At 63.7% G+C, this 25,691-nt stretch carries 27 protein-coding genes and 1 pseudogene; 23 read left to right on the top strand and 5 right to left on the bottom strand.

Annotated elements, in window-relative coordinates:
• Positions 1-66: 66 nt before the first annotated feature.
• A complete protein-coding gene (locus ACWAT4_RS09230) occupies positions 67-651 on the top strand; it encodes a LysE family translocator (RefSeq protein ID WP_212303839.1) in 585 nt (194 codons plus the stop codon).
• Positions 652-757: 106 nt separating this feature from the next.
• Positions 758-1,831, top strand: coding sequence for an Acg family FMN-binding oxidoreductase (locus ACWAT4_RS09235; RefSeq protein ID WP_449730409.1), 1,074 nt, complete (start codon positions 758-760; stop codon positions 1,829-1,831).
• A 27-nt stretch (positions 1,832-1,858) separates the two neighbouring features.
• On the opposite strand, the gene ACWAT4_RS09240 is transcribed toward ACWAT4_RS09235, so the two are convergent.
• The 5 genes from ACWAT4_RS09240 to ACWAT4_RS09260 all read right to left on the bottom strand — a co-directional run bounded on the left by ACWAT4_RS09240 (position 1,859) and on the right by ACWAT4_RS09260 (position 8,275).
• Complete coding sequence (locus tag ACWAT4_RS09240) at positions 1,859-2,923, bottom strand: ketopantoate reductase family protein (protein ID WP_212303840.1); 1,065 nt, start codon at positions 2,921-2,923, stop codon at positions 1,859-1,861.
• A gap of 1,123 nt (positions 2,924-4,046) precedes the next feature.
• Positions 4,047-4,682 (bottom strand): MarR family winged helix-turn-helix transcriptional regulator, encoded by a 636-nt coding sequence (locus ACWAT4_RS09245; RefSeq protein ID WP_212301494.1) that lies wholly within the window; start codon positions 4,680-4,682, stop codon positions 4,047-4,049.
• 707 nt (positions 4,683-5,389) lie between these two features.
• Positions 5,390-6,715, bottom strand: coding sequence for a flagellar protein export ATPase FliI (gene fliI / locus ACWAT4_RS09250; protein ID WP_212447174.1), 1,326 nt, complete (start codon positions 6,713-6,715; stop codon positions 5,390-5,392).
• Positions 6,716-6,751: 36 nt separating this feature from the next.
• A complete protein-coding gene (flgF, locus tag ACWAT4_RS09255) occupies positions 6,752-7,480 on the bottom strand; it encodes a flagellar basal-body rod protein FlgF (RefSeq protein WP_212427253.1) in 729 nt (242 codons plus the stop codon).
• A 3-nt stretch (positions 7,481-7,483) separates the two neighbouring features.
• The gene (locus ACWAT4_RS09260; protein ID WP_212301491.1) at positions 7,484-8,275 is read right to left on the bottom strand and encodes a DUF1217 domain-containing protein; all 792 of its coding nucleotides are present in this window, start codon (positions 8,273-8,275) and stop codon (positions 7,484-7,486) included.
• A 142-nt stretch (positions 8,276-8,417) separates the two neighbouring features.
• On the opposite strand from ACWAT4_RS09260, the gene motA reads away from it, so the two are divergent.
• The 21 genes and pseudogenes from motA to ACWAT4_RS09365 all read left to right on the top strand — a co-directional run bounded on the left by motA (position 8,418) and on the right by ACWAT4_RS09365 (position 25,689).
• On the top strand, positions 8,418-9,314 hold the full coding sequence (motA, locus tag ACWAT4_RS09265) for a flagellar motor stator protein MotA (RefSeq protein WP_212301490.1): 897 nt from the start codon (positions 8,418-8,420) through the stop codon (positions 9,312-9,314).
• The gene (locus tag ACWAT4_RS09270) at positions 9,311-10,252 is read left to right on the top strand and encodes a flagellar motor switch protein FliM (RefSeq protein WP_212301489.1); all 942 of its coding nucleotides are present in this window, start codon (positions 9,311-9,313) and stop codon (positions 10,250-10,252) included. Before motA ends, ACWAT4_RS09270 begins: the two co-directional genes overlap by 4 nt.
• Positions 10,233-10,547 carry a hypothetical protein gene (locus tag ACWAT4_RS09275; protein WP_212301488.1) on the top strand — a complete coding sequence of 105 codons (315 nt, stop codon included), beginning with the start codon at positions 10,233-10,235 and terminating at the stop codon, positions 10,545-10,547. Before ACWAT4_RS09270 ends, ACWAT4_RS09275 begins: the two co-directional genes overlap by 20 nt.
• 75 nt (positions 10,548-10,622) lie before the next feature.
• Complete coding sequence (fliN, locus tag ACWAT4_RS09280) at positions 10,623-10,997, top strand: flagellar motor switch protein FliN (RefSeq protein ID WP_200469626.1); 375 nt, start codon at positions 10,623-10,625, stop codon at positions 10,995-10,997.
• 2 nt (positions 10,998-10,999) lie between these two features.
• Positions 11,000-12,040, top strand: a complete 1,041-nt coding sequence (locus ACWAT4_RS09285) for a flagellar motor switch protein FliG (protein ID WP_212301487.1) — start codon at positions 11,000-11,002, stop codon at positions 12,038-12,040.
• Between the two features lie 13 nt (positions 12,041-12,053).
• Entirely contained in the window at positions 12,054-13,139 is a 1,086-nt protein-coding gene (gene flhB / locus ACWAT4_RS09290; RefSeq protein WP_212301486.1) for a flagellar biosynthesis protein FlhB, read from the top strand.
• Between the two features lie 86 nt (positions 13,140-13,225).
• Positions 13,226-13,606, top strand: a complete 381-nt coding sequence (flgB, locus tag ACWAT4_RS09295; RefSeq protein WP_349630165.1) for a flagellar basal body rod protein FlgB — start codon at positions 13,226-13,228, stop codon at positions 13,604-13,606.
• A gap of 11 nt (positions 13,607-13,617) precedes the next feature.
• Positions 13,618-14,034: a flagellar basal body rod protein FlgC gene (flgC, locus tag ACWAT4_RS09300; protein WP_128964459.1), complete on the top strand. Its 417-nt coding sequence runs from the start codon at positions 13,618-13,620 to the stop codon at positions 14,032-14,034.
• Positions 14,035-14,036: 2 nt separating this feature from the next.
• Complete coding sequence (locus tag ACWAT4_RS09305) at positions 14,037-14,366, top strand: flagellar hook-basal body complex protein FliE (RefSeq protein WP_212301484.1); 330 nt, start codon at positions 14,037-14,039, stop codon at positions 14,364-14,366.
• Between the two features lie 18 nt (positions 14,367-14,384).
• The gene (flgG, locus tag ACWAT4_RS09310) at positions 14,385-15,176 is read left to right on the top strand and encodes a flagellar basal-body rod protein FlgG (protein WP_212301483.1); all 792 of its coding nucleotides are present in this window, start codon (positions 14,385-14,387) and stop codon (positions 15,174-15,176) included.
• A 13-nt stretch (positions 15,177-15,189) separates the two neighbouring features.
• Positions 15,190-15,666 carry a flagellar basal body P-ring formation chaperone FlgA gene (flgA, locus tag ACWAT4_RS09315; protein WP_212427256.1) on the top strand — a complete coding sequence of 159 codons (477 nt, stop codon included), beginning with the start codon at positions 15,190-15,192 and terminating at the stop codon, positions 15,664-15,666.
• Positions 15,663-16,793, top strand: a complete 1,131-nt coding sequence (gene flgI / locus ACWAT4_RS09320; RefSeq protein ID WP_212301481.1) for a flagellar basal body P-ring protein FlgI — start codon at positions 15,663-15,665, stop codon at positions 16,791-16,793. Before flgA ends, flgI begins: the two co-directional genes overlap by 4 nt.
• A 67-nt stretch (positions 16,794-16,860) precedes the next feature.
• Complete coding sequence (locus tag ACWAT4_RS09325) at positions 16,861-17,625, top strand: MotE family protein (RefSeq protein WP_212301480.1); 765 nt, start codon at positions 16,861-16,863, stop codon at positions 17,623-17,625.
• Positions 17,626-18,321 carry a flagellar basal body L-ring protein FlgH gene (gene flgH / locus ACWAT4_RS09330; protein WP_212447178.1) on the top strand — a complete coding sequence of 232 codons (696 nt, stop codon included), beginning with the start codon at positions 17,626-17,628 and terminating at the stop codon, positions 18,319-18,321.
• A gap of 30 nt (positions 18,322-18,351) precedes the next feature.
• Positions 18,352-18,792 carry a flagellar basal body-associated FliL family protein gene (locus ACWAT4_RS09335; RefSeq protein WP_449731189.1) on the top strand — a complete coding sequence of 147 codons (441 nt, stop codon included), beginning with the start codon at positions 18,352-18,354 and terminating at the stop codon, positions 18,790-18,792.
• Complete coding sequence (gene fliP / locus ACWAT4_RS09340) at positions 18,789-19,529, top strand: flagellar type III secretion system pore protein FliP (RefSeq protein WP_212301478.1); 741 nt, start codon at positions 18,789-18,791, stop codon at positions 19,527-19,529. The genes ACWAT4_RS09335 and fliP overlap by 4 nt, the downstream gene beginning before the upstream one ends.
• 241 nt (positions 19,530-19,770) lie before the next feature.
• The gene (locus ACWAT4_RS09345; protein ID WP_212301477.1) at positions 19,771-20,676 is read left to right on the top strand and encodes a flagellin N-terminal helical domain-containing protein; all 906 of its coding nucleotides are present in this window, start codon (positions 19,771-19,773) and stop codon (positions 20,674-20,676) included.
• Between the two features lie 268 nt (positions 20,677-20,944).
• Positions 20,945-21,853 carry a flagellin N-terminal helical domain-containing protein gene (locus tag ACWAT4_RS09350; RefSeq protein WP_212427259.1) on the top strand — a complete coding sequence of 303 codons (909 nt, stop codon included), beginning with the start codon at positions 20,945-20,947 and terminating at the stop codon, positions 21,851-21,853.
• 291 nt (positions 21,854-22,144) lie between these two features.
• Positions 22,145-23,052: pseudogene (locus tag ACWAT4_RS09355) on the top strand (flagellin N-terminal helical domain-containing protein).
• 307 nt (positions 23,053-23,359) lie between these two features.
• Positions 23,360-24,985, top strand: coding sequence for a flagellar basal-body MS-ring/collar protein FliF (fliF, locus tag ACWAT4_RS09360; RefSeq protein WP_212299172.1), 1,626 nt, complete (start codon positions 23,360-23,362; stop codon positions 24,983-24,985).
• Positions 24,982-25,689 (top strand): hypothetical protein, encoded by a 708-nt coding sequence (locus ACWAT4_RS09365; RefSeq protein ID WP_212447181.1) that lies wholly within the window; start codon positions 24,982-24,984, stop codon positions 25,687-25,689. The genes fliF and ACWAT4_RS09365 overlap by 4 nt, the downstream gene beginning before the upstream one ends.
• The last annotated feature ends 2 nt before the right edge of the window (positions 25,690-25,691 follow it).

Below are 25,691 nucleotides of genomic sequence, written 5' to 3' on the forward strand. Positions count from 1 at the left end.
GCGCATCGGTGGGGCAAGAATGACCCAGATCAAGCTCGCAAGGGCCAAGGCCTGCTAGCTGGATGCATGAACTTTCCGACCTTCCTGATGGCGGCCTATTTCCTGCTGGCGGTGCCGGGGCCGACGAACACCTTGCTTGCGACGTCGGGCGCCGGAATCGGCATCTTCCGTTCGCTTCATTTGCTCGTGGCCGAGCTGTGCGGCTATCTGCTGGCGATTGTCCTGCTCCGGATCGCGCTCGGTCCCGTCATGAGCAGCATCCCGATTGCAGCCGCCATGCTTCGCGTGGCGGTGACCGTCTACATCCTGTGCCTCGCGGCTACGCTTTGGCGCGTCAACAGGCGCGAGCTTCGCGACGGCGCGCCGGTGAGGTTCGGTCAGGTGCTGATCACCACGCTTCTGAATCCGAAGGCGATCGTCTTCGCCTTCCTGCTCCTGCCGCTTCAGGCCGGGTTGATCGAGCTCGCACCTTGGCTTGCCCTGATCGCCTTTCAAATCGTCACGGCCGGAGCAGCGTGGCTCGCCTTCGGTGCAACGCTCGGCCGCAGTGCCCGTCGCCTCGGATATCCCGATCTCGTGACGCGGACCGGCGCGGTCACGCTCGTCGCGGTGACCGGCTTGATCTGGCTTCAATCCTTCTGGAACGCCTGAGAGGAATTGACGCCGACCTGCCCGCCATACCGGCCGAGCTTGCGCGGCGTCAACGTCGGGCATGCCTGCACGCGGCATCTTCCCCGAGGCAGGGGATTGGACTTGCATGGTCGACCGACGGAGTTTCATGGCGGGAGTTGCCAGCGCGGCCGCGATGCGGCCGCAGCCGTCGCGCGCCGCTGCGGCCATGACCTACGAGGAGGCGGTGCGCGCGACCTGGGCGCCGTTGCGCGCCGAAGGGGGCCTCGGTGAGATCGTCCGCTATGCGACGCTGGCCGCCAACAGCCACAATACCCAGCCCTGGCGCTTCACCGTGGGGCCGCGGAGCATCGCCATCGTGCCGGATGTCTCGCGACGCTGTCCTGCGGTCGACCCGAACGATCATCATGTCTTCGTCAGCCTTGGTTGTGCGGCCGAGAACCTGACGCATGCGGCCCTCGCCCTCGGGCTGCGGCCGACGCTGCGCTTCGAAGCCAACGCCATCATGGCCGATTTCGAGAACGTTTCGGCGGAGCGATCGCCCCTGCTGGCCGCGATCCCTCACCGTCAGTCGACGCGCGCGGTCTACGACGGCAAGCCGGTCTCGACCGATCTGCTACGCGAGCTCGGGCGGGCCGGCAGCGGGGAAGGCGTCGCGATCCTCCTCATCACCGATCGCGGGCAGATGGCAGCCGTCACGGACTATGTGGTCGAGGGCAATACGACGCAGATGCGTGACGCCAGGTTCATGGACGAGCTCAAGGTGTGGCTGCGCTTCAGCGAGCGGGAGGCGGTTGCGACGATGGACGGCCTGTTCTCGCGCGCGTCGGGCAATCCGGCCTTGCCGGGATGGCTGGCGCGGCCGTTGCTGCCTTTCGTGTTCACCGAACGCGGCGAGAACGACAAGTATCGCGCCTGCATCGAAAGCTCCGCGGGTCTTGCGGTGTTCGTTGCCGAGCATGACGACGCGGCGCATTGGGTCGAGGTGGGCCGCGCCTGCCAGCGCTTTGCGCTGCAGGCGACCGCACTCGGACTGAAGTATGCCTTCGTCAATCAGCCGGTCGAAGTGCCGCAGCTTCGCCGCCAGCTTGCTGCCTATCTCGATCTCGGTTCGCGCCTGCCCGATCTCGTGATCCGTTTCGGCGCCGGGCCGGAGCGGCCGAAATCCCTGCGCCGGCCCGTTACTCAGGTGATCGTGTGAGGCGCAGCGCGGCCGCGCCTGACACCGTCACTGCGCGCCCGATCCGCCCTGTACGATCTTCTCGTTGAGCTTCTGGTCGACGGTCTCGACCGTGCGGTCGATCTCGGCATTCGGCGCGCCGATCTGATGCGAGATCAGCTTCACCAGAAGGTCGACGCGCTCGATGAAGGGCGCGCCGCCGGCTACGGCCCGCGCCGCCGACGACGGCTTCAGCAGGCTTTCGGCGGCCTTGGCGTATTTCGCAAACGGCACCTGGTCCGCAGGATCGGCGCCGAGGCGGCGGGCGATGGCGTCGACATGGTCGTAGATCGTCTGCGAGCGCTTCAGGTCGCCGTGCACGGCGTCGCGGATCGACTGCGGCTCGTTCGGCGTGATGCAGCGGTAATTGCCGGTGAGCAGCATCGACCATTTCGCCAGCGGCACGAACAGCGAATCGAACACTTTCAGCTTCACCGGCACATCGTGGCCGTCGAGCGTCACCGCGTCGATGTCGGCTTCGAGTTCGCGCAGCACCTTGTTGTGCTTCTCGTCGGCGAAGACCGAGGCCTTGAAATTCGTGGGCAGGCCGACATGCAGCACGTTGGCGGCCTCTTCCGGCGGACGGAAGGCCTGCGGATCGGGCGAGCACAGCGTCACCAGCCCCGGCTCGAACCGCTCCCACACCTGCGCATTGGTGTAGGCCTCTTCGAGATCCATGTCGGCGAGCGCGGGGATGCGCTTGAGATAGGGCAGCGGCGGCATGTTCATGATCGAGAGGCACGGCAGCTTTGCCGCGGCGATCTTGACCATCAGCATGCGGACCGTGTGGTTGGTGTATTGCGGCTCCTGCATCGCCAGACCGACCATGTCGTAGCGCGAGAGGTCGACATTCTGCGGTGTCACCGCGTCGAGCTTGCCGGGCAGGTCGCGCGAGAAGATCGCGCGGTGCACCGCCTCGTCGCGCAGCTTGATGCGCACCTCGGTACCGTCGCGGTTGATCAGCTCTGCGGTCTTGGCGCGGCAGACCAGGGTCACGTTGTGCCCGGCCATCAGCAGCTTGGTGCCCAGCAGGGAGCCGTAGGAGGCTCCCAGAATCAATACGTTACGCGCCATGTCTCGTCCCCTGGAATGTCATGTGATTGTTGCGCCCCGGCCGTGGCCCGAGGGCGGGTTGGGGGCATGTAAAGCGAACTGCTCGATAATGGCAACTGGGATAATGCATACAAGGTGCCGGGCGGATATTCCGTCACCCGGGCGGTGCCCGACGGGCGAAACACCTGCGGCGGCTGTCAAGCACCCCAAAAGATATTCCGCTTTACCGAATTTCGGAAATGGCGCATGTGTCGTCCATCCCGGCTCATCCTTGAGGGGCGATCGTACGTCGTCACGAATTGCTAGCCGGGGACGCGGTGGACGCGGCAGCGTCGGCACGAGAGGGTGCGGGCAGGGCGGGTAGTCCCTGTGAGCCCGAAACCGCGTGCAGACGAGCGGCGCTGTGAAATTCGTCTCGCCAACATTTTTACCGCAAGGTCGACAGTGCGGGAAAACCCTGTGGCATCAGGCGAATGCGCGTACGGCAAAACCGTGTGGTCCCGGCCGTCGTTGCTACGGTCAAGCCGTCGCGGAGATGTGGAGCGTCCAACCGGATCAACCACATCGTCAATTCGCGAGGCGAGGGAGGCCAGAAGGAATTCGGCTCCCGGGAGAGCACGGCATAAGCCGTCAACCCATCGCGCAGGGAAGGCCGTGTGTTGGGCTTCACCTGTATGCTGCTGTGCGCTCTTTCACTGCGCTACATTCGCGCAGCGGACCGCGGGTGCGAGGTCAGCACCCGGCCTTCCCTGCGCCCTCTCGGATGAGAGGGCGGAGTGATCAAGCAAAGCTCGGGCGAATTGCGCCGCGAGAACGCGAGGGCGTGTCCGCATCTACACACTCGCTGTCATCGTCCGGCTTGACCGGACGATCCAGTATTCCAGAAGCGGTTGTGATTGAGCCGAGAGGCCGCGGCGTACCGGATTCCCCGCCTTCGCAGGGAATGACAGCGTCATTTGGAGGACGAGTCTGTGCCATACTGCGTCATTGCGAGCGCCTTGTCCGCCAAAGCTCGAAGTCGGAAGCGAAGCATTCCAGAGTCTTTTCCGCGGAGGGATTCTGGATTGCTTCGTCGCTACGCTCCTCGCGATGACGAGGTGGAGAGAGCGGTGAGATGTGCACTGCCGCGCCGCGCTCCGCGACCTCAACCCTGGCTCGCCACGCGCGCGCGATCGAGTTGCTCCCCGATCTTGGGGCGGTCGCGGGTGCGCTCGAAGCTGGTGCAGAGCAACTCCGTCTCGTCGAGCGAGACCGAGGCGCGGTACAGCCGGCACATGAACTCGGCGGCGCCGCGTCCCTTGCCGGTGCCGGGGCTGCGTTCGGCCAGGAACATGCAATCGCGGCAGATGCTGGCATCAAGTCGCTGATGGGCCGCATCGAGATGATTGAGGACTTCACGGAGCGAGTCGCGCAGCCTGACGCATTCCTCGGTGCCGAGCGAATCGACGGCATTCACCACGTGATTGATCGGATCGTGCTGGTTCAGGCATTTCTCACCCTGCGGGGTGACGTGCAGCACGACAGAGCGTTTGTCTTCCTGCGACGGCTTTCGCACCAGGAAGGATTTGCTCTCCAGCGTCTTGACGATCTGCGATGCGGTCGCCCTGGTCGCGCCGATGAAACCGGCGAGCGCGGATGGTGTGCGCGAGAATCGATTGGCGCGGCCGAGAAAGCGCAGTGCCATCCACTCCCGATCACGCAACCCGTGTTGATTGCCTTCGAAATACCAGGCTCTGGCCGCCTGAACCAGCAGCTCGACGGCTTCGCGCGCCAACGGCATGAATTCCTACCTCGCCCCGGGATTCGCGCGTGCGGCGCCCCAAGTCCGCTTTCCGCCATGGTGTAAGCCCGAGCTGCCGTCACTGCCGGACGATGGATCGGAGTTGTTCAACCGAAGTCCCAGAGTTCAAGTTACACGCAGACGTTTCTTATGTTCCGTCGAAACGATGAATGAGCTTCTCAACAAAATCAAGTCAAGACACCCGTAGAGAACGAATGTCGTTGCCGTCGAATGTAACGTTCAAGACAATCTCACTGTTCAGGACACATGATGGTGAACGCCATACGTAGTCTAGCGGGCTAGGTGCGCGCAGCTTTACGACAGTTTGATTGCACGGATATTGTTGTTCGTCCTCGATGCAATTGATCGAAGCTTGTGCACGACAGGCGATATGTATCGCGACAGTCATCCACAACTTCCGCGATCTGCCTGCGAAATCGCCAGGGAAATCGCCAAGGAAAGCGCCCGGGGGAATTTGCAGGGATTGCACGTGGCGGTTGTCGCGATGTCGTGCCCGCAAATATCATCCGTATGTCGTACGTCCACGACAAGGCCGATCGGCTCACTCCCAATGGTTGAGATTCGCGCGGAGAACGTTGCTGGCGATCAAGCGACTATGCAGTTTGTGCCACGAGATGCGTGGATCGAGCGCAAGATGCGCGGACGCAGGCCATCCGCCAGCGCACCCGGCTAGCGTGCCTTCGCCGCTAGTCGCCCTTGAGCATGTCCCGCAGCTCGCGGAACGGATCGGCGCTGGGCGGAGCGGAGGCGTCCTGTCGCATCGCGTTGTAGATTCGTGGGACCATGTCGACGGCCTGGTCGAGCCCCGAATCGCGTCCCGACTGATATCCGCCCATCAGGCGGAGGTCGCGGGTGTCCTCGTATTTGGCGATCAGGGTGCGCAATTTGCTCACCAATTCGCGCTCCTCGGGATCCCAGACGTTGTGGGCAAGGCGGGAGACCGAGGCGAGCACGTCGACGGCAGGATACCGCGCCTGGTCGGCAATGTGCCTGGAGAGCACGATGTGCCCGTCCAGCGTGCTGCGGATGGTGTCGGCGATCGGCTCATTGTGGTCGTCGCCGTCGACCAGCACGGAGAAGATGCCGGTGATGGTCCCGGATCCTTCCTCGCCGGGCCCGGCGCGCTCCAGGAGGCGCGGCAGGTCGGTGAAGACCGTCGGGGCATAGCCGCGCGCCACCGCGGGCTCGCCGGCCGCAAGCGCGACTTCGCGGGCGGCGTGGGCGAACCGGGTGATCGAATCGACCACGAGCAGCACCGATTCGCCGCGGTCGCGGAAATACTCCGCGACTGCCATCGCCGTCTTCGGCGCCAGCCGCCGCATCATCGGGCTTTCATCGCCCGTCGATACGATCGTGACGGAGCGGTTGCGATCGTTGCCAAGCACGTCCTCGATGAATTCGCGCACCTCGCGGCCGCGCTCGCCGACCAGCGCCAGCACGACGGTGTCAAAGCCCTGGCTGCGGGCGAGCATGGCGAGCAGGGTCGACTTGCCGACGCCCGAGCCTGCAAAGATGCCGACGCGCTGGCCGGCGCAGATCGGTGCAAACAGGTCGATGACGCGGACGCCGGTGCGCAGCGGCTTGTGAACGCGCGCGCGCTTCATTGCCGACGGCGCCTCGGTCTCGGCCGAGACGGCCCGCGATCCCGGGGCGAGGGGACCCATTCCGTCCAGCGGCGCGCCGAGCGCGTTGATGACGCGACCCTTCCAGCTCGGATCCGGTGCGAACGACAGGGCCGGCATGCGGTAGGCGACCGAGCCGAGGCCGCCGGCGAATTGCCGGTCGAACGGCTTGGCGACGATGCCGTCGCTGTCGATCCGCACAACCTCGCCGATCTGGGGCCTGCCTCCGGAATTGACGCCGATCAGCTCGCCGAGCTTGACCGAACGCGACAGGCCGGAGACGCGGAAATGTGTCGGTGCGATCTCGGAGATCGCGCCGCTGATGCTTGCCAGCGGCGTGCTCTGTTGCAGTTCGAGCAGCGCCCACTCAAGTTGGCGAAGAGCGTTCAAGGAAACCGTCCACCCAAATTACGCGCGACGCGCAGTCTACTTGCTGGGATCGCCCAGCGTCTGGATTGCGTTCCGGAGCGTGCTCTCGGTGCCGTCGATCAGCGAGTTGGTGCTGTCGAAGGCGCGCGAGGCCGACATCAGCTTCGTCAGCTCCATCATCGGATTGGCGCTGGAGCCCTCGACATAGCCTTGCTTGAAGCCGTCCCGGCTGAAATCGGCGATGGCGGTGGCGGGCCGGTCGGGCGTGACGCCGGAATTGCCGTAGCGATCGAGATTGGCATCGGCCGGAATGTTGAACAGACCGATGGTGCCGATCTCGTTGTTGTCCTGCGTGATCGCGCCGCTGCGCGAGATCGCGACCGGTCCGCCGTTCGGGTCGAGCGTAAGCTGCGCGCCGCCTGAATCGATGACGGGGAAGCCCGACACCGTCTGAAGGTCGCCATTGGGGGCGATCTGGAGGCGGCCATCGCGGGTATAGACCGTGCCGTTGGGACCGGCGAAGGCGATCCAGCCCTGTCCGACCACGGCGACGTCGAGCGGGTTGCCGGTCTCGGTGATGTTGCCGGCCTCGCGCGAGATGATGTTCTCGCCGGGCGAGGAGAACGCGACCGGATTGGCGGCGGCCTTGGAGAGAACCGTCTCGAATTTCACGACGTCGGTGCGAAAGCCGGACGTGTTGACGTTGGCGACGTTGTTGGCGATCGTCTGAAGGCGCTTTTCCAGCGCAACCTGCGCCGACAATCCCACGTAGAGGGCCGATTGCATGGTTTACCTGTTGAACTTGATGTTCTGAAGTGTCGTGAGCATGTCGGTATCCATGGTGGCCGACGACGTCGACGCGCCGGTGATCAGGACCAGCGCGGGGTTGGTCGAAGTGTCACTCTGCGCCTGGGTCGCATCATACATCGCCGCGAAACGCTGCACGAATTTGGTGACCTTGGTCGGGTCCTGGAAATCGGTGAGATTGATATTCTTCGTGATCATGTTGGCCTGAGCGTCGATGTCGCTCGAGCTGACGGTGGACGACCAGCCGAGGGCGGTCTGCACCACCTGGGTCAGGGCCTTGTCGGCGAGGATCTGGTAGGCGTTGGTGATCGAAGAAGCCTTGCGCGTGAAATAGAGCGCGAGCCGCAGGCCCTCATTCTGGTCGCCGGCATTCTGCTCCATCGTCTGCGTGACGTATTGGGTGGCCGTGCCGGTGGTGGCCGCGGTGGTCGAGGTTGCGTTGGTGCCGTTTGCCGCGAAATTGAAGGCCGTGGCGAATTCGCGGTAGCGGGAGTCGCTCAGCTTGTTGGCGAAGGCATCCTTGTCCGAGACGCCTTCGGTCAGCACCTTGCGCATGAAGGCCTTGGCGTAGGTCATGTCGCTGAGGCCATAGGCCTTCATCGCATAGGAGTAGAGCCGATAGTCTCCCAGGAAGTCGTCGATCGTCTTCACGTTGCCGATATGGCTCAGGAAATAGTCGGTCTCGCGGCTGACATCCGGCTCCGTCGCGACTTGCGTCATCGACTTGCTCATGTTGCTCGTTATTCTGGTGTAGTCCGCGATGGTCGATAGCATGGCACGCGCCCCTTTGGCCGCCTTTGCGACATCGTCCCAAGCTGCCGCGAATTGCTTGCGCGGGGCTGGCCATGCCGAAACCAGCTTCGCGCAAGCGTCGCCGACTAGATATTCCCGATGGGATCGGCGATGGAGTGGTGGGTTGCTCAGTTTCGTGGGGATTTTCATCACGGTGGCGGCACTGCTCGGCGGCTTTGCCGCCATGGGCGGGCATCTGGCCGTGCTCATGCAGCCGTGGGAATTCGTGATCATCATGGGCACCGCGGTCGGCACCTTCATCGTGGCAAATCCGTGGAAGACGGTCGTGGACACCGGGGTCGCCTGCATGCAGGCCATCACCGGCGCGGTGCCAGGTGAGCGCTATTATCTCGATCTGCTCGGAGCGCTTCATGCCTTGATGCGCGAGCTGCGCGGCAAGGGCCGCAACGAGGTCGAAGCGCATATCGACGATCCCTCGTCCTCGGAGATTTTCAAGGCGTTTCCGAGTGTGCTCGGGGACCCGGCGCTGCTCCAGTTCATCTGCGATTATGTTCGCCTCATCATCATGGGCAATGCGCGCACGCACGAGATCGAGGCGCTCATGGATGAGGAGATCCACACCATCGTAAAGAGCAAGCTGACGCCTTACCATGCGCTGGTGACGGTGTCAGAGGCGTTGCCGGCACTCGGTATCGTCGCCGCCGTGCTCGGCGTCATCAAGGCCATGGGTGCGCTCGATCAGTCGCCGAAGCTGCTCGGCGGCTTCATCGGTGCGGCGCTGGTCGGCACTTTTGCCGGCATCTTCCTGTCCTACGGCATCATTTCGCCCTTCGCACTGAAGATCAAAATGACGCGCGAGAAGAAGTGCCGCCCCTACATCATCGTCAAGCAGACGCTGCTGGCATTCATGAACGGCGCCATGCCGCAGATCGCCGTCGAGCACGGCCGCAAGATGATCGCGAGCGGCGAGCGGCCGTCGATCGACGTCGTCGAAAACGAGACGATTGCGGGTCCTAAGGCTGTCGTGAGCGACGCTGAACCCAAGGCTGCACGCGCATGACGATGGAAGACGTCGAGATCGATCAGCGGAAGCAGCTGCCGAACTATCTGCTGGATGCCGCCGGCATCTCGATCGAACGCATGCCGATGCTCAATGTGATCTTCGATCGCATGGCAGCATCATGCACGGACAGCCTGCAGCCGATGGCGGGAACACCCTGCTACTTCTCGGTCAACGGCATCACCAACGATCGGGTCGGCGACATCGTCAAGGACTACGAGGGCAATGCGGTCGCCGCCGTGCTCTATGCCGAGCAGTGGGACTCTCGCGTCATCATCGTGCTCGACCGCGACTTCGTGTTCACCATGGTGGAGGCGATGTTCGGCTCCGACGGCGCCGAGCCGCCGCTCGACGTCGAGCGTTCGTTCTCGAATATCGAGATCCGTCTGGTCCAGGCGCTGTTCGAGCGGTTCGCCAAGGCGCTGCAAACCGCCTTCGCCGGTACCTCCAACGTCACCTTCCGGGTCGAGCGGGTCGAGACCGCCATGGCATCCCTGGCGATCGGGCGCAGCGGCAACATGTCGATCTGCGCGAACATCATGGTGCAGGCGCTCTATCGCGGCGGTCAGATGTTCCTCATCATTCCGCACTCCGCGCTCAACCCGCTCAGGCAGAAGCTCGCTCACGTTGTCGTCAGCGACGGTCGCGCCGCTGACCCGCGCTGGCGCGAGCAGATGGAGAGCGAGGTTCATCGCACCGAGGTGACGCTGAGTGCGGTGCTGGACGAGAAGATGATTTCGCTCGAGGACGTGGTGAAATTCAAGGTAGGGCAGGTCCTGGAGCTCGAGGCCACGCCGCGCACGCTGGCGCGGCTCGAGAGCAACAACCAGGTGCTGTTCTGGTGTCAGATCGGCCAGCTCGATGGCTACTACGCCATGCAGGTGGCAGATCCAGTCGATCAGAAGCGGGAGTTCGTCGATGATATCCTATCTCGTTGATGCGGTGCTGCTGATTGCGCTGGCGTTCACCAGCATGCGGGTGATGCGGATGCACCGCGAGTTGGCGCGGCTGCGCAGCTACCAGGGCGAGTTCTCGAGCATCGTCCACGAGACGGCAGGGGCTTTCGATACCGTGATCACCGCGGCGCATGATTCCACCGCGAATCTGGGTCGGCTCGCCCATGTGCTGAGCACGAAAATCGATCAGGCCCACGAGGCGATCGCTGCACTCGATGCGCGCAGCGGGCTCCAGCCTGCTGCGAGTGTGAGCGGGGCCGAGCTCAATAAGCATTGAGGCTGGCACCGGCTGAAGAGATCAATCGGAACGTCGCGGCGCTCCGGGAGCGGAAATACCAAGAGGCGATACCAAATGGCGCAATCCTTCGACTACGAGTCTGCAACCGCATCCGATGATGCCGAGACGTCTCCGCTGGAGCGGCTGGCGGAGATTGCCGCGCGCACCGCCGAAGAGACCGGCAAGTTCGCCAATGTCGATGCCATCCTGCGCATTCCCGTCACCATGCAGGTGGTGCTGGGATCGGCGACGATCCCGGTGGCGAATCTGATGAAGCTCGGCCGCGGTGCCGTGGTTCCGCTGGATCATCGCGTCGGCGAGCCCGTCGATGTCGTGGTCAATGGCCGCGTCGTGGCCCGCGGTGAGGTGGTCGTCGTGGAAGAGGACAACTCCCGCTTCGGTGTCTCGCTGACCGAGATCGTCGGCCCGCTGGGGCAGAGTGATTCCTGACCATGGCGGCACAGGTCGGCATCGCTCCCATCAAGCAGCGAGGCGTCGCCACGCTGGGCGGAACGGAAAAGGTCGCGGCGCTTCTGCTGGCCATGGGCCGCCAGGCGGCCGCGAGCGTGCTCGCGCAGTTCGAGCCGCAGGACATTCGCATCGTCACCAAGGCCGCAGCGGAGCTGCGGCCAATCACGGCGCAGGAGCTGGAGGCGATCGTCGAGGAGTTCGCCCAGCAGTTCTCGATGGGCGCAAACATCCTCGGCACCATCGGTGGCCTCGAAGCCGTGCTCGGCGACGTGCTTCCCGCCGACCAGGTCACGGCGATCATGTCGGACCTGCTCGGCAACTCGAGCCGGTCGGTCTGGGACCGCGTCTCGTCGGTGTCGGAAAATTCGCTGGCGACCTATCTCTCCAAGGAGCATCCACAGACCGCGGCGCTGATCCTGTCCAAGGTCAAGCCGTCCTGCGCCGCCAAGGTGATGAGTCAATTGCCGTCGAGCCTGCGCAACGAGCTGATGCGGCGCGTGCTCAGCCTCAAGCCGATCGTCGATGACGCGATGAAGGTTCTCGAGAAGACGCTGCACGAAGACCTGACGCTCAACTTCGCACGCAACCTCGGCGCGGATACCTACGCCCGCGTCGCCGACATCATCAACAAGATGGAGCGTGGCCATATCGAGGACATGCTGAAGAGCCTGTCGGAAAAGCGGCCGAAGTCGGCCGAAGTTCTGAAGGAGCTGCTGTTTACCTTCGACGATGTCGTCAACTTGACGCCAAAGGCGCGCACCATGATCTTCGACCAGGTGCCGACCGACCGCATCGTCGTGGCGCTGAAGGGCACCGACAAGCACTTCCGCGAGCTGATCCTGTCCTCGGTCGCCTCGCGCGTCCGTCGCGTCGTCGAGCACGAACTCGCGATCGGCGAGCCGTCGAACCAGCGCGACGTGCTGGAAGCACGCCGCGTGATTACCGACCTCGCGCTGGACCTCGCCGAGAAGGGTGAAATCGAGCTCAACCCCGAGCAGGAGGATGAGCTGGTCTTCCGCTGACCGCTGAACGGGCATGGCAGAGACATCCGACCAGGATAGCAAAACAGAAGAGCCGACCGAGAAGAAAGTCCGCGATGCGCTCGAACAGGGCAACATTCCGGTCTCTCGGGAGGCGTCGATGTTCGCGTCCATGGCGGCGCTGATGGTGATTCAAGCGTTCCTGATCGGCCAGGGCGTGCAGCAGCTGACGCCGACATTGAAGGGATTTCTCGACGACCCCGCCGGCTTCCCCCTCGGCTCCGCGGCGGATGCGCAGAACCTTCTCACCGTGGTGGGCCTCGAAGCATTGCGATTCCTGGTGCCGTTGGTCGTGATCCTGGCGGTATTCGGGCTCGCGGCCTCGCTGCTGCAGAATGCGCCGCGGCTGGTGCTGGACCGCATCATGCCCGACTTCTCACGGATTTCGCCGGCCAGTGGCTGGAGCCGGATCTTCGGAACGCAGGGCTTCGTGGAGTTCGCCAAATCGCTGTTCAAGCTCGCCTCGGTTACCGCCGTCGTCTGCTTCGTGCTGCGATCGTCGGAGGCGAGGGCGTTCGAGGCGATGTACACCGATCCCGTCGCACTGCCGGAAATGATCCTCACCATTGCGATGCGGATCGTATCGGCGATCTGCATCGCGACCATCGTGCTGGTCGCAATCGATCTCGCCTGGGCGCGCTTCCACTGGCGGCGCGAGCTGCGCATGACCAAGCAAGAGATCAAGGACGAGCACAAGCAGGCCGAAGGCGATCCGCTGATCAAGGCGCGCCTGCGTTCTCTGGCGCGCGACCGCTCGCGCCAGCGCATGATCGCTTCCGCCGCGCGCGCGACGCTGGTGATCGCCAACCCGACCCATTTTGCGATTGCGCTGCGTTATCAGCGCGAGGAGAACCCGGCGCCGCTCGTGGTGGCCAAGGGCATGGATCTGGTCGCGCTGAAGATCCGCGAGGTCGCCGAGCAGAACAAGATCCCGGTGATCGAGAACAAAGCGCTCGCGCGTGCGCTCTACGAGGCCGTGCAGGTCGACCAGGTGATCCCGGCGGAATTCTTCCGCCCGGTCGCCGAAATCATCTACTTCCTGCAGTCGAAGCAGGCGCCGCGTCCCGAGAAGGTTCAGTAGATTTCCGAGGATGGTGCTTCGCGCAACAGCTTGACGAAAGCTTAACGCCCTAGGGTTCTTTCCAATGGATCACAATGGGGTTTGTCGTGGGACCGCTTTATCTCTTCGAACTCGCATCGTCGCAAGCACGTTGGCTCGAGCTTCGCCAATCGACCATCGCCACGAACGTCGCCAATGCCAATACGCCCGGCTTCAAGGCACGCGACGTGGAGCCGTTCAACAAGGTGCTCGACGGAATGCCGGTCAGGCTTGCGACGACATCGCCCGCGCACATGCAGCTGTCTCCAGCGGAGACCGACACGCGCGCAACCGCGAAGAAGGACAGCTGGGACGTCGTCCACTCCGGCAACTCGGTCAGCCTCGAGCAGGAGATGATCAAGGGCAGCGACGTCAATCGCGACTATTCGATGAATTCGGCGATCGTGCGGTCGTTCAACCGCATGGTCATGACCGGTGCGAAGACCTGAGGTGAATCGACATGCTTGACCCTCTATCGGCTTCATTGACGGTCGCGAGCTCCGGGCTCGAAGCGCAGTCGACGCGCATGCGCATCGTCTCGGAAAACCTCGCCAATGCGAGCTCGACGGGGCGTACCGCCGGTGCCGATCCTTATCAGCGCAAGACCATCACCTTCGATGCCGCGATGGATCGCGCTTCGGGCACGCAGCTGGCGAAGGTCAAGGAGATCGGGGTCGACACCACGCCGTATCGCGTCGAGTACGACCCGGGTCATCCCGCGGCGGACAAGGCCGGCTACGTCAAGATGCCCAACGTCAACATGATGATTGAGATGGCGGACATGCGGGAAGTGAACCGATCCTATGAAGCCAATCTCCAGGTTGTGAAACAGGTGCGGTCGATGCTCGGCATGACCATTGATCTGCTGAGGAGCTGACAATGCTAGAGGCGATTTCATCTACCGCGATCACCGCTGGACAAGCTGCGTCGCGCGCCACCGAAACGCAGTCCATTGTGCCGACCGGGACGTCCACGGTCCAGTCCGCCGGCGATCTCGGCTTCGATTCCGTGATGAAGCAGGTGACCTCGGACGCGATCGGGACTCTGAAGGCGGGCGAGGCGGCGTCGATCTCGGCGATGCAGGGCAAGGAATCGACGCGGAAGGTCGTTGAGGCGCTGATGTCGGCCGAGCAGGCCTTGCAGACCGCGGTCGCGGTCCGCGACAAGGTCGTGCAGGCCTACCAAGAAGTCGTTCGGATGTCGATTTGATCTGAAGGAATGACATAAGTGAAATCGCTCGCCATCGCCGCCACGGGCATGAATGCTCAGCAGACCAATATCGAAGTCATCGCGAACAACATCGCCAACATCAACACGACGTCGTTCAAGCGGGCGCGTGCTGAATTCACTGATCTGTTCTACCAGATGGACCGCATGCAGGGCGTCGCGAACGTCAATGGTGCCTCGCCGATCCCTGAGGGCGCCAATCTCGGTCTCGGCGTCAAGTCGGCCGCGATCCGCAAACTGCACATCCAGGGTGCGCTGACGCAGACCGGGAATCCGTACGACCTCGCGATCAACGGTCGCGGCTGGTTCCAGGTGCTCGGCCCGAACAACGAGGTGCAATACACCCGCGCGGGCTCGTTCAACACCAACGCCAACGGCCAGTTGGTGACGATGGATGGCTACCTGCTGGATCCCGCCATCACGGTGCCGCAGGGAACGGTGCAGGTTACTGTCAACCAGACCGGCCAGGTGTTCGCCAAGCTGGATACGGAAATCAATCCGCGTCAGATCGGGCAGCTCAACCTTGCTAATTTCGCCAACGAGGCCGGTCTCGAGCCGCTCGGCAGCAATCTCTATCGCGAGACCACGGCGTCGGGCACGCCGGTCGTTGGTCTCCCCGGCGATGCTGGCTACGGCAAGATCAACCAGCAATATCTCGAGGCCTCGAACGTCGATCCCGTCAAGGAGATCACCGAGTTGATCTCGGCGCAGCGCGCCTATGAGATGAACGCCAAGGTCATCCAGGCGTCGGATGAAATGGCCTCGACGGTATCGAAGGGTCTCAGTCGTTAGTTCCGGTGTGTCCATGTTGAACAGGGTGGGCCTGATCGTGCGCGGGTTGGCCGCTGCGCTGCTGGTTCTCGTCTCCGCGCAACTCGCTGCGGCGGACGAGCGGCGGCTTCCCGTGCCGGCGGTCGCGATCCGCGCCGGCGAACTGATCAGGGACGACATGATCACCGAGCGCAGCTTTGCGCCGAACGTGCTCGGCGTCGCCATGTTCGTCGAAGGGCGTCAGGTCCTCGTCGGCCGCATGGCGCGGCGGGCGCTGCTGCCGGGACAGCCGATTCCGACCAATTCCGTGGAAGATCCCTGGACCATCGCCCGTGGCGCCATGGTCAAGGTCGTGGTCGAAGACTCCGGCCTGTCGATCGTGACCTACGGTGCGGCCATGCAATCCGGCGCGCCGGGTTCGCTCATCACCGTGCGGAACACCGACACGGGCGTGATCATCAGGGCGATCGTCCAGGCGGACGGCACCGTCAAGGTCGCGGACGGGTCATGACCAGATTTCTGCTCGCGCTCGTCCTCGCTTTTTCCGCCGCCGGCGCCCAGGCAGCCGTCCGCATCAAGGACATCGCCGATATCAAGGGGCTGCGTGAGAACCAGATCGTGGGCTACGGCCTGGTTATCGGCCTCAACGGGACCGGTGACACGCTGCGCAATGCGCCGTTCACGGAACAGTCGCTCCAGTCGATGCTCGAAAACATGGGCATCAACGTTCGCAACGAGACGACCAGCACCACCAATCCGGCGCGGCCGACGACGCTGCGTACGCGCAACGTCGCCGCCGTGATGGTGACCGCGGACCTGCTGCCGTCGATCGGGCCGGGTGAACGGATGGACGTGACTGTTTCGTCGCTTGGAGATGCGACGTCGCTGCTCGGCGGCACGCTGGTGATGACGTCATTGCGCGCGGCTGACGGCGCGGTCTACGCGGTGGCGCAGGGCGCGGTCACGGTCGCTGGTTACAGCGTCGGGGGACAGGCACAGAACGTCAGCCAGGGCACGCCGACGGCGGGCCGCATCCCGAACGGCGCGCTGGTCGAGCGCGAGGTGCGGGGAAGCCTCCACGAGATGGAATACCTGGTGCTGGAGTTGAAAAATCCCGACTTCGTCACGGCGACGCGAATCCTCGACGCCGTCAATCGCTATGCCGGCGGCCGCTATCGCGCCCAGATCGCCTTCGAGCGCGACTACCGGACGATCGTGCTGTCCAAGCCGCGCTATGTCGGCCCGGTTCGGTTCCTCGCCGAGATCGGCGAGCTGACCGTCGAACCCGACACGCCGGCGCGGGTGGTGATCAACGAACGCACCGGCACGGTGGTCATCGGACGCGACGTGCGGATCTCGACCGTCGCGGTCACGCACGGCAATCTGACGGTCCGTGTTACCGAGCTGCCCGTGGTGTCGCAGCCGGCGCCGTTCTCGCAAGGCCAGACGGTCGTGGTGCCCCAGACGGTGGTCGAGGCCAACGAGGCCGGATCGCAGGTGGCGATCCTGAGCGGCGTCGATCTCCAGCGTCTCGTGCGCGGGTTGAACCAGATCGGACTGAAGCCATCCGGCATCATCGCGATCCTCCAGGCGATCAAGACGGCCGGCGCTCTGCAGGCTGAAGTCATCGTGCAATGATGCACAAGCGTCGTGCAAGCTTGGTCGCTCAATGCTCAGGTCTCGACCGAGAATCGCACGCGGCCCGATGCTGAAGCTGGATCAAAAAGCGCAACTCCTTCTCCTGGCCGCGATGTTCGCGCTCGCGAGCGCATCACCGGTGCTGGCGCTGGACGAACCGAAGCCGTCGAAGCCGCTCAACTTGCTTTCCTTCGCCCGGGCGCGTGCGCCCGGACCGCAGAAACCGCATGCGACGGCGGCACCGGCACCGGGCGACAACACGCCGGCAACGGCCTGGGCAGCCGAAGATTCGGGTCCGGCGATCACTGGTGCGGTGCCGACGTCGGAGGTGCCGGCGCCGGCGCCCGCATCCGTGCCGACGCGTCCGGCGAGGCCCGGCAGCGTGACCGCGCCGCCGAAGCCGGCGCCCGCCCAGGCGATCGCGCCTACGGACAACGAAGTGGTTCTGTTCTGCAACAACGTGGCCGATCCCGCCGTCGATGCCAGGCTCGCTTGGCAGCTGAAAGAACTGGAGAAGGCCGAGAGCCTGCTGCGAGAGCGGATTGCCGAAGTCGAGGCCAAGCGCGCCGAATACGAGAAGTGGATGGCGCTGCGCGACGATTTCCTGAAGAAAGCGGAAGCGAGCGTCGTCGAGATCTATTCGCGCATGAAGCCGGACGCGGCCGCGACCCAGATCGCCGGCATGGCCGACGAGACCGCCGCCGCAGTGCTTGCAAAGCTCAGCCCGCGGAGCTCGAGCGCGATCTTCAACGAGATGGAGACGTCACGCGCGGCCCATCTCGCCGATGTGCTCGGCGGAATGCGTCGCGTGGACGACGGAAAGACCAAGTAAATGAAGAAGCCGATCCTCATCCTGTCTTTCGTGCTTCTTGCCGGATGCTCCCACGACCCCGCCGAGGTCCTGACCGGCCCGCAGGTGTCACCGGTCGGTAGCGGCCTGCGGTCGCAGGCCGATCCCATTCCCGTAACGCCGCGCGTCCGTACCCCCATGAGCTATCGGTCGACCTGGGACGATGGCACCGATCTCTACCGTGATCCGCGCGCGCGGCGCACCGGCGACGTCGTGACAGTGATCATCTCGATGCAGGACAAGGCGAAGCTCGACAACAAGACCGATCGTTCACGTGATTCGCAGATCAAGTTCGGGCTCGACTGGTTGATGAACGTCGCCGGGTGGAGCGACACCGGTCAGACCAACGCCAACCTCTCGACCAACACCCAAATCAAAGGCAACGGCCAGATCGATCGCGCCGAGGATATCAAGCTTTCGATCGCCGCCATCGTCACCGACGTGTTGCCGAACGGCAATATGATGATCAGCGGTTCGCAGGAATTCAAGGTCAACACGGAGATGCGGGTGCTGAACGTCGGCGGCATCGTGCGTCCGCGCGATATCTCGCGCGGCAACACGATCTCCTACGAGAAGATCGCCGAGGCGCGCGTGTCCTATGGTGGTCGTGGAAATCTGTCTGACGTGCAGCAGCCGGGATGGGGACATCGGATCTATGATGCCGTGGCACCGTTCTGAGGCTCGAGCGTCGTGGGAGCAGGGGGCGTGATGCGTCTGATCGCCGCCATCGTGCTGACCCTGGTCGCCATCGGCGCCGGCGCGCTTGCGGGTCTGCATCTGTTCGCCGCCGCCGAGCGCGTTGCCGACGCGAAGAAGGGCGCCACCCCGCCGCCGATTGCGTCGAGCTACACCGGCAGCGCGCGGCTCAGAAAGCTGTCGCCGATCGTGACCAATCTCGCCGCGCCGGCCAACAACTGGGCCCGGGTCGAGGCCTCCATGGTGACCGACAGCATGAGCGACGAGGATGCCGGCATCCTCGCCGCCCATATCAGCGAGGACATCGTCACCTATCTGCGGTCGGCCTCGGTTGCGCAGTTTGAAGGCACGCGCGGGCTTCAGCATCTGCGCGACGACCTGTCAGAGCGCGCCAGCATCCGTTCGTCCGGCAAGGTCCGTGAATTGATCATTGAGACGTTGGTGATCCAGTGAAATTGAGAGTCCTGCTGCTTGCATTGTTGCTGGTCGTGCTGCCCGAAGTGGCGTTCGCCCAGATCCCGGACCTCAATTCGCTGCTGCCGCCGGGTAACGGCTCGACCAGCGGCCGCATCATCCAGTTGATGGCGCTGCTGACGGTGTTGTCCGTTGCACCGGGGCTGCTCATCATGGTGACGAGCTTCACGCGCTTCGCGGTCGCGCTCTCGTTCCTGCGCGCCGGCCTCGGCCTCCAGACGACGCCTCCGAATCTCGTGCTGATCAGCCTCGCGATGTTCATGACCTTCTACGTCATGGCGCCGACCTTCGACCGCGCGTGGGAGACCGGCGTGCAACCGCTGATGAAGAACGAGATCTCGGAGGAGGATGCCTATCTGAAGATCAGCGATCCGTTCCGCGAGTTCATGCTGGCGCATGTCCGCGACAAGGACCTGCAGACGTTCGAATCGCTCGCCGCTGAAAGCTTCCGCAAGAAGCTCGACGACAAGCGCATCGACATGCGCGTCATCATCCCGGCGTTCATGATCTCCGAGCTCCGGCGTTCGTTCGAAATCGGATTCCTCATCATTCTGCCGTTCCTCGTCATCGATATGATCGTGGCAACGTTGACCATGTCGATGGGCATGATGATGATGCCGCCATCGATCCTCGCGCTGCCGTTCAAGGTGCTGTTCTTCGTGCTGATCGACGGCTGGAATCTGCTGGCCTCCGGACTGGTGCGGTCGTTCTCATAGCAGCGACCATCGACCTAACGGTTGGTTAAGGTTAGCAAAAAGTGATGTTAACCATATGATTTTGCTTGATAATTCAGGCTCGTATTAATCCGGGAGCAAGATTCGTCGTGCTAGCAATGCGGCACGGCGGGTTGGACCCCACCCATATCAGTCCAAAGGCATGATGCCGCCCCTCCGTACCGGTGAAAGCCCGGTATGTCCCCTCGTGAAAATGTAACGCGTACATAAAGGGACATTCGCAATGTCAAGCCTGCTTACGAACTCGACCGCCATGACCGCCCTCCAGACCCTGCGGTCTGTGAGCTCCCAACTCGCCACCACGCAGACCCGCATCTCCACCGGCCAGCGCGTCTCGACCGCTTCGGACAACGCAGCCTACTGGTCGATCGCGACCTCGATGCGCGCCGACAACGCCGCGCTCTCCGCAGTCTCCGACTCGCTCGGTCTGTCGGCCGCGACCGTCGACACCGAATACACCGCTCTGACCTCGGTTGTCGGTGACAGCACCGGTGGTCTGACCAAGCTGCAGTCGCTGCTGGTCGAAGCCAAGACGGCCGGTATCGACCGCACCAAGATTCAGGCGGACGTCACCCAGATCCAGCAGCAGATGCAGGGCACCGCGTCGGCGGCGACCTTCAACGGCGTGAACTGGCTGAGCACGACGACGGCGACGCCGACGACGGTGGACCTGGTGTCGTCGTATTCCCGCGTCGGCGGCACGCCGACCACCGGTGCCATCACGCTGACGGTTGCCAATTACTCGCTCTATACCAGCTCCCAGGGCGGCATCCTGGACAAGGTGAGCGGCGGCGCGTCGGTCAACACGATCGACATCAGCACGCTGACCGACTCAGCGGCCGACCAGACCACGCTCGATGGCTACATCTCGCAGGTCACCGCTGCGATCAACTCGGTGGCATCGGCCGCCGCTAACCTCGGCGCCGTCAAGAACCGTATCTCGACCAATACGGACTTCGTGAAGTCGCTGATGGACTCGGTTGATCGCGGTATCGGCCAGCTCGTCGACGCTGACATGAACCAGGAGTCCACCCGCTTGTCGGCCCTTCAGGTCCAGCAACAGCTCGGCGTTCAGGCGCTCTCGATCGCCAACAGCAGCAGCCAGAGCATCCTGTCGCTGTTCCGCTAAGCCTGAAAACCATCTGAAGGGGCCGCGCTTCTCGCGAAGCGCGGCCCTTTCGTTTGATGCCACGTCTCGCCCACGTCGCAATTCCGGCTGCCCTGTTGCTGCCGGAACACAGAGCCACAAGCTCCGCACAAGCTTCAGCCGTTACGGTCGCCGTACGACAGGTTGGGCTCTAACCACTTTTCACAGCCCAAAGGCATGACGCCGTCCTGTCGTACCGGTGCAAGTCCGGTATGTCCCCAATCAACTCAATCTTCAAAGGGACATCAAAATGGGTTCGAGTCTTCTCACCAACTCCGCTGCAATGACCGCGCTGCAGACCCTGCGCAACGTCAGCTCCAGCCTCCAGACCACTGAAAACCGGATCTCGACCGGCCAGCGCGTGGCGACTGCTTCGGACAACGCAGCCTACTGGTCGATCGCGACCTCGATGCGCGCCGACAACGCCGCACTCTCCGCCGTCTCCGACTCGCTCGGTCTGTCGGCTGCGACCGTCGATACCGAATATACCGCACTCACCGCAGTTGTCGGCGACAGCACCGGCGGCCTGACCAAGCTGCAGTCGCTGCTGGTCGAAGCCAAGACCGCCGGTATCGACCGCACCAAGATCCAGGCCGACATCACCCAGATCCAGCAGCAGATGCAGGGCACCGCGTCGGCGGCGACCTTCAACGGCGTGAACTGGTTGAGCACGACGACGGCGACGCCGGCGACCTTCGACCTGGTGTCGTCGTTCTCCCGCGTCGGCGGCACGCCGACCATCGGATCCATCACCCTGACGATCGCCAACTACTCGCTCTATACCAGCTCCCAGGGCGGCATCCTGGACAAGGTGAGCGGCAGTGCGTCGGTCAACACGATCGACATCAGCACGCTGACCGACTCGGCGGCCGACCAGACCACGCTCACCGGCTACATCACGCAGGTGACCGCTGCGATCAACTCGGTGGCGTCCGCCGCCGCCGACCTCGGCGCCGTCAAGAACCGCATCTCGACCAACACGGACTTCGTCAAGACTCTGATGGACTCGGTGAATCGTGGTGTCGGTCAGCTCGTCGACGCCGACATGAACGCGGAATCCACCCGCCTTCAGGCGCTCCAGACCCAGCAGCAGCTCGGCGTCCAGGCGCTCTCGATCGCCAACCAGAACAGCCAGAGCATCCTCTCGTTGTTCCGCTAAGCCCAAATAACCACCCGAGAGGGCCGCGCTTCGCAAGAGGCGCGGCTCTTTTCATTTTGGTGTGCGCTGTTCGCGCGTCGAGATGTCAACTGGGCGTCTCGAATTGGGCTCACCCTGCTGCGGTCCGGTCACATAGCCACAAGCCTCGCGCAAACTTCGCGTGCTATCGCCGCTGTTACGGCAGGTTGAGCGCGCTTTTCCGCGGCCCAAAGGCATGATGCCGCCCTGCCGTACCGGTGCAAGCCCGGTATGTCCCAAAAATCTCAATTCGTTTTCAAGGGGACGTCAAACATGAGTTCAAGTCTGCTCACCAACTCCGCTGCGATGACTGCGCTGCAGACCCTGCGCAACGTCAGCTCCAGCCTCCAGACCACTGAAAGCCGGATCTCGACCGGCCAGCGCGTCGCGACCGCTTCGGACAACGCCGCCTACTGGTCGATCGCGACCTCGATGCGCGCCGACAACGCCGCGCTCTCCGCCGTCTCCGACTCGCTCGGTTTGTCGGCTGCGACCGTCGATACCGAATATACCGCACTCACCGCGGTTGTCGGCGACAGCACCGGCGGCCTGACCAAGCTGCAGTCGCTGCTGGTCGAAGCCAAGACCGCCGGTATCGATCGCACCAAGATCCAGGCCGACATCACCCAGATCCAGCAGCAGATGCAGGGTACCGCGTCGGCGGCGACCTTCAACGGCGTGAACTGGCTGAGCACGACGACGGCGACGCCGGCGACCTTCGACCTGGTGTCGTCGTTCTCTCGCGTCGGCGGCACGCCTACCATCGGCTCCATCACCCTGACGATCGCCAACTACTCGCTCTATACCAGCTCCCAGGGCGGCATCCTGGACAAGGTGAGCGGCAGTGCGTCGGTCAACACGATCGACATCAGCACGCTGACCGACTCGGCAGCCGACCAGACCACGCTCACCGGCTACATCACGCAGGTGACCGCTGCGATCAACTCGGTGGCCTCTGCCGCCGCCGACCTCGGTGCCGTCAAGAACCGCATCGCGACCAACACGGACTCGTCAAGACCCTGATGGACTCGGTGACCCGCGGTGTGGGTCAGCTCGTCGACGCCGACATGAACGCGGAATCCACCCGCCTTCAGGCGCTCCAGACCCAGCAGCAGCTCGGTGTTCAGGCGCTTTCGATCGCCAACCAGAACAGCCAGAGCATTCTCTCGCTGTTCAAGTAAGCTCCGGCTTCGAACATGACCGTGCTCCCTTTGGGAGCACGGTCCCGCCGCCGACCGGCGGTTGGGGATGGCACATGATGTGCCCGCAATCAATTTCCTGACGCCTGACCTCATGCAATTTGCTGCAGCCGATCGCGTCGTCGCGCGCTCGATCGCCCGCTCGTCGCCTACGACCCGTCTGCGTCGCCCAAAGCTCTTGTAAAATTGCAACGCCTCGTCTGCGAAGCGGCACATTCACGTTTTCGCGCAACCTTCAGACAAGGTTGGCGGCGGAGTGTCCTTACAGTTCGCATAGGTACGAGGTCATATGCTCAGTCGCGCGCAGCTACAGCAGCTGCTCAACAATCTGCTGGAACTTGGGCCGCGACGTCTGATGGCCTTGGGATTGATCGGCTTTGCCGTCCTCGTCACCGTGGTCGGGGGCGCCTATTATCTGAGCCGGCCGGAATTCGAATCCCTCTACACTGGCCTTACCCGCGAAGACGTGACGCGCATTGGCGCCGCGCTGCGCGAGCAGAATATCGCCTTCGACGTCAACGCGGCCGGCGATGCCGTCTCAGTTCGGCCGAGCCAGACCAGCCAGGCGCGGATGCTGCTGGCCGAGAAGGGGCTGCCGACCAGCGCCAACTCCGGCTACGAGTTATTCGACAAGATCGGGTCGCTCGGGTTGACCTCCTTCATGCAGGAGGTCACGAAGCTTCGCGCGCTCGAGGGCGAGATCGCGCGTACCGTTCAGCTGATGAAGGGCGTCAAGGCTGCTCGGGTGCACATCGTGATGCCGGTACGCGGCTCGTTCCGCGCGACGCAGCAACCGCCCTCGGCTTCGGTCGTGCTGCGCACCGACGGAGCGATCGAGGCGCGCACGGCGCAATCGATCCGCCATCTCGTCGCGGCCGCCATTCCCGGCATGACGCGTGACAAGGTCACCGTGCTCGATGCCGACGGCTCGATGCTGCTGGCTGAGGAAGATGAAGCCAGCGCCGCGCCGACCAAGATGGCGAGCCTGCAGAAGACCGTCGGCGGCATGGTGCAGGAGAACATCCGCAAGGCATTGACGCCCTATCTGGGCCTGGACAATTTCGAGGTCAGCGTCGCGCCGCAACTCTCGACCGACAAGCGCCAGATCAACGAGACCGTCTACGATCCGGAGACCCGCGCCGAGCGCTCCGTCCGCAATGTCCGCGAAAACGAGAAGTCGTCGAATGCGGATCGCTCGACGCCGACCACGGTGCAGCAGAATCTTCCGGACCAGCAGGTCAACGCCGGCGGCACCAAGAACTCCAGCGAAGACAAGACGCGTCGCGAGGACGTCACCAATTTCGAGGTCTCATCCAAGACCACGACGACGGTGAGCGACGGTTACTCGGTCAAAAAGCTCTTCATCGCCGTCCTGGTCAACCGCGTGCGGCTGGTCGCTGATCTCGGCGACAAGACGAACCAGGCCATCGTCGACAGCAAGCTGGCCGAGATCAGTCAGCTCGCTGCGACCGCCGGTGGTCTGGACAAGGCGCGTGGCGACCAGATCCAGGTCACCGCGGTCGACTTCGTGGAGGGCTCTCGCGACCTCGCGCCGGTGCCGCCAATCAGCTTCGTCGAGATGATGAACAAGCAGCTCGGCAGCGTCATCAACGCAGTGACGATCCTGGCCGTCGCTTCGATGCTGGTCTGGTTCGGACTTCGGCCCGCGGTCAACGGCATCCTGACCCATCGCGCGCAGCAGGAGCTGACCGAGGCGGCCGAGGCCGCCGAGTTCGAGGCGGCCTCGGCCCTTGCGTTGGCCGACAGTCAGGATCCCGAGCTCAACCTTGTCGAGGATCTCGAAGGCAAGATGCAGCGCACGCCGCAGAAGCGGTTGGAGCAGATCGTTCGCCTCGATCAGATGCAGGCGGCAGCAATCCTTAAAGACTGGATGCGGCGCGAGGAGGCAGCATGAACGCGGCAATTGGAAAGCTCCTGACGCAATTCGACGCGAACGGCCGGGCCAAATCGCCACCGCCTCCGCCGCCCAAGATCCAGGACGTGCTTACAAGACAGAAGGAGGTCCGGCGCGAGCCTCAATCGCAGCCGCAGCCTCAACCGCAGCGCCAGGCGCAAGCGCAGCCGCAACTTCAGCCGCCCCCGGCGCCCGCGCCGGAAGCCGCGCCTGTCAATCTTCTCGATGACGCCTATCGTCGCGGTCATACCGCCGGCCTTGCGGAAGGCGAAGCCAAGCTCGCCGAAGAGCGCGTCCGCAGCGCGATTCGGCTCGGCGAGGAGCGGGCCAAATGGTCCGACCAGCAAGCCGTCGCCATCGTCAACGGCTTTGACGCCGCCTGCCGTGAGATCGAGAGCAACATCGCAAGCTCCGTAGCGCGGATATTGCTGCCGTTCCTCGCCGATGCGGTCCGCGACAAGGCGATCGGATCGCTCATCGAGCAGATCTCGGCGTTGACCTCCAATTCTCCGGTGCCGGCGTTCCGAGTCACCGGCCCGAGCGAGCTCATCGACCTCGTCAGGACGCAACTCAATCTCGCCGGCCGCACCGGCGTCGAATACCAGTCCGCCGACACCGTCGAGGTTCGGGTCCTCGCCGACCAGACCACGATCGAGACGCAGATCTCGGCTTGGATGGACCGGCTGAAAGAGGCGCGCCGGTAGCC

It is taken from the genome of Bradyrhizobium sp. T-1 (assembly GCF_053592855.1).

What these genes read in the sequence shown, in the direction of transcription:
- ACWAT4_RS09350 (WP_212427259.1), top strand. Translation starts at nt 20,945, where the DNA reads ATGGGTTCGAGTCTTCTCACCAACTCCGCTGCAATGACCGCGCTGCAG.
- ACWAT4_RS09230 (WP_212303839.1), top strand. Translation starts at nt 67, where the DNA reads ATGAACTTTCCGACCTTCCTGATGGCGGCCTATTTCCTGCTGGCGGTG.
- ACWAT4_RS09240 (WP_212303840.1), bottom strand. Translation starts at nt 2,923, where the DNA reads ATGGCGCGTAACGTATTGATTCTGGGAGCCTCCTACGGCTCCCTGCTG.
- ACWAT4_RS09235 (WP_449730409.1), top strand. Translation starts at nt 758, where the DNA reads ATGGTCGACCGACGGAGTTTCATGGCGGGAGTTGCCAGCGCGGCCGCG.
- flgI (WP_212301481.1), top strand. Translation starts at nt 15,663, where the DNA reads ATGACCAGATTTCTGCTCGCGCTCGTCCTCGCTTTTTCCGCCGCCGGC.
- flhB (WP_212301486.1), top strand. Translation starts at nt 12,054, where the DNA reads ATGGCAGAGACATCCGACCAGGATAGCAAAACAGAAGAGCCGACCGAG.
- ACWAT4_RS09335 (WP_449731189.1), top strand. Translation starts at nt 18,352, where the DNA reads ATGCGTCTGATCGCCGCCATCGTGCTGACCCTGGTCGCCATCGGCGCC.
- ACWAT4_RS09365 (WP_212447181.1), top strand. Translation starts at nt 24,982, where the DNA reads ATGAACGCGGCAATTGGAAAGCTCCTGACGCAATTCGACGCGAACGGC.
- flgH (WP_212447178.1), top strand. Translation starts at nt 17,626, where the DNA reads ATGAAGAAGCCGATCCTCATCCTGTCTTTCGTGCTTCTTGCCGGATGC.
- flgC (WP_128964459.1), top strand. Translation starts at nt 13,618, where the DNA reads ATGCTTGACCCTCTATCGGCTTCATTGACGGTCGCGAGCTCCGGGCTC.
- fliF (WP_212299172.1), top strand. Translation starts at nt 23,360, where the DNA reads ATGCTCAGTCGCGCGCAGCTACAGCAGCTGCTCAACAATCTGCTGGAA.
- ACWAT4_RS09245 (WP_212301494.1), bottom strand. Translation starts at nt 4,682, where the DNA reads ATGCCGTTGGCGCGCGAAGCCGTCGAGCTGCTGGTTCAGGCGGCCAGA.
- ACWAT4_RS09275 (WP_212301488.1), top strand. Translation starts at nt 10,233, where the DNA reads ATGATATCCTATCTCGTTGATGCGGTGCTGCTGATTGCGCTGGCGTTC.
- ACWAT4_RS09285 (WP_212301487.1), top strand. Translation starts at nt 11,000, where the DNA reads ATGGCGGCACAGGTCGGCATCGCTCCCATCAAGCAGCGAGGCGTCGCC.
- ACWAT4_RS09325 (WP_212301480.1), top strand. Translation starts at nt 16,861, where the DNA reads ATGCTGAAGCTGGATCAAAAAGCGCAACTCCTTCTCCTGGCCGCGATG.
- flgF (WP_212427253.1), bottom strand. Translation starts at nt 7,480, where the DNA reads ATGCAATCGGCCCTCTACGTGGGATTGTCGGCGCAGGTTGCGCTGGAA.
- fliN (WP_200469626.1), top strand. Translation starts at nt 10,623, where the DNA reads ATGGCGCAATCCTTCGACTACGAGTCTGCAACCGCATCCGATGATGCC.
- flgA (WP_212427256.1), top strand. Translation starts at nt 15,190, where the DNA reads ATGTTGAACAGGGTGGGCCTGATCGTGCGCGGGTTGGCCGCTGCGCTG.
- ACWAT4_RS09270 (WP_212301489.1), top strand. Translation starts at nt 9,311, where the DNA reads ATGACGATGGAAGACGTCGAGATCGATCAGCGGAAGCAGCTGCCGAAC.
- ACWAT4_RS09345 (WP_212301477.1), top strand. Translation starts at nt 19,771, where the DNA reads ATGTCAAGCCTGCTTACGAACTCGACCGCCATGACCGCCCTCCAGACC.
- ACWAT4_RS09305 (WP_212301484.1), top strand. Translation starts at nt 14,037, where the DNA reads ATGCTAGAGGCGATTTCATCTACCGCGATCACCGCTGGACAAGCTGCG.
- ACWAT4_RS09260 (WP_212301491.1), bottom strand. Translation starts at nt 8,275, where the DNA reads ATGCTATCGACCATCGCGGACTACACCAGAATAACGAGCAACATGAGC.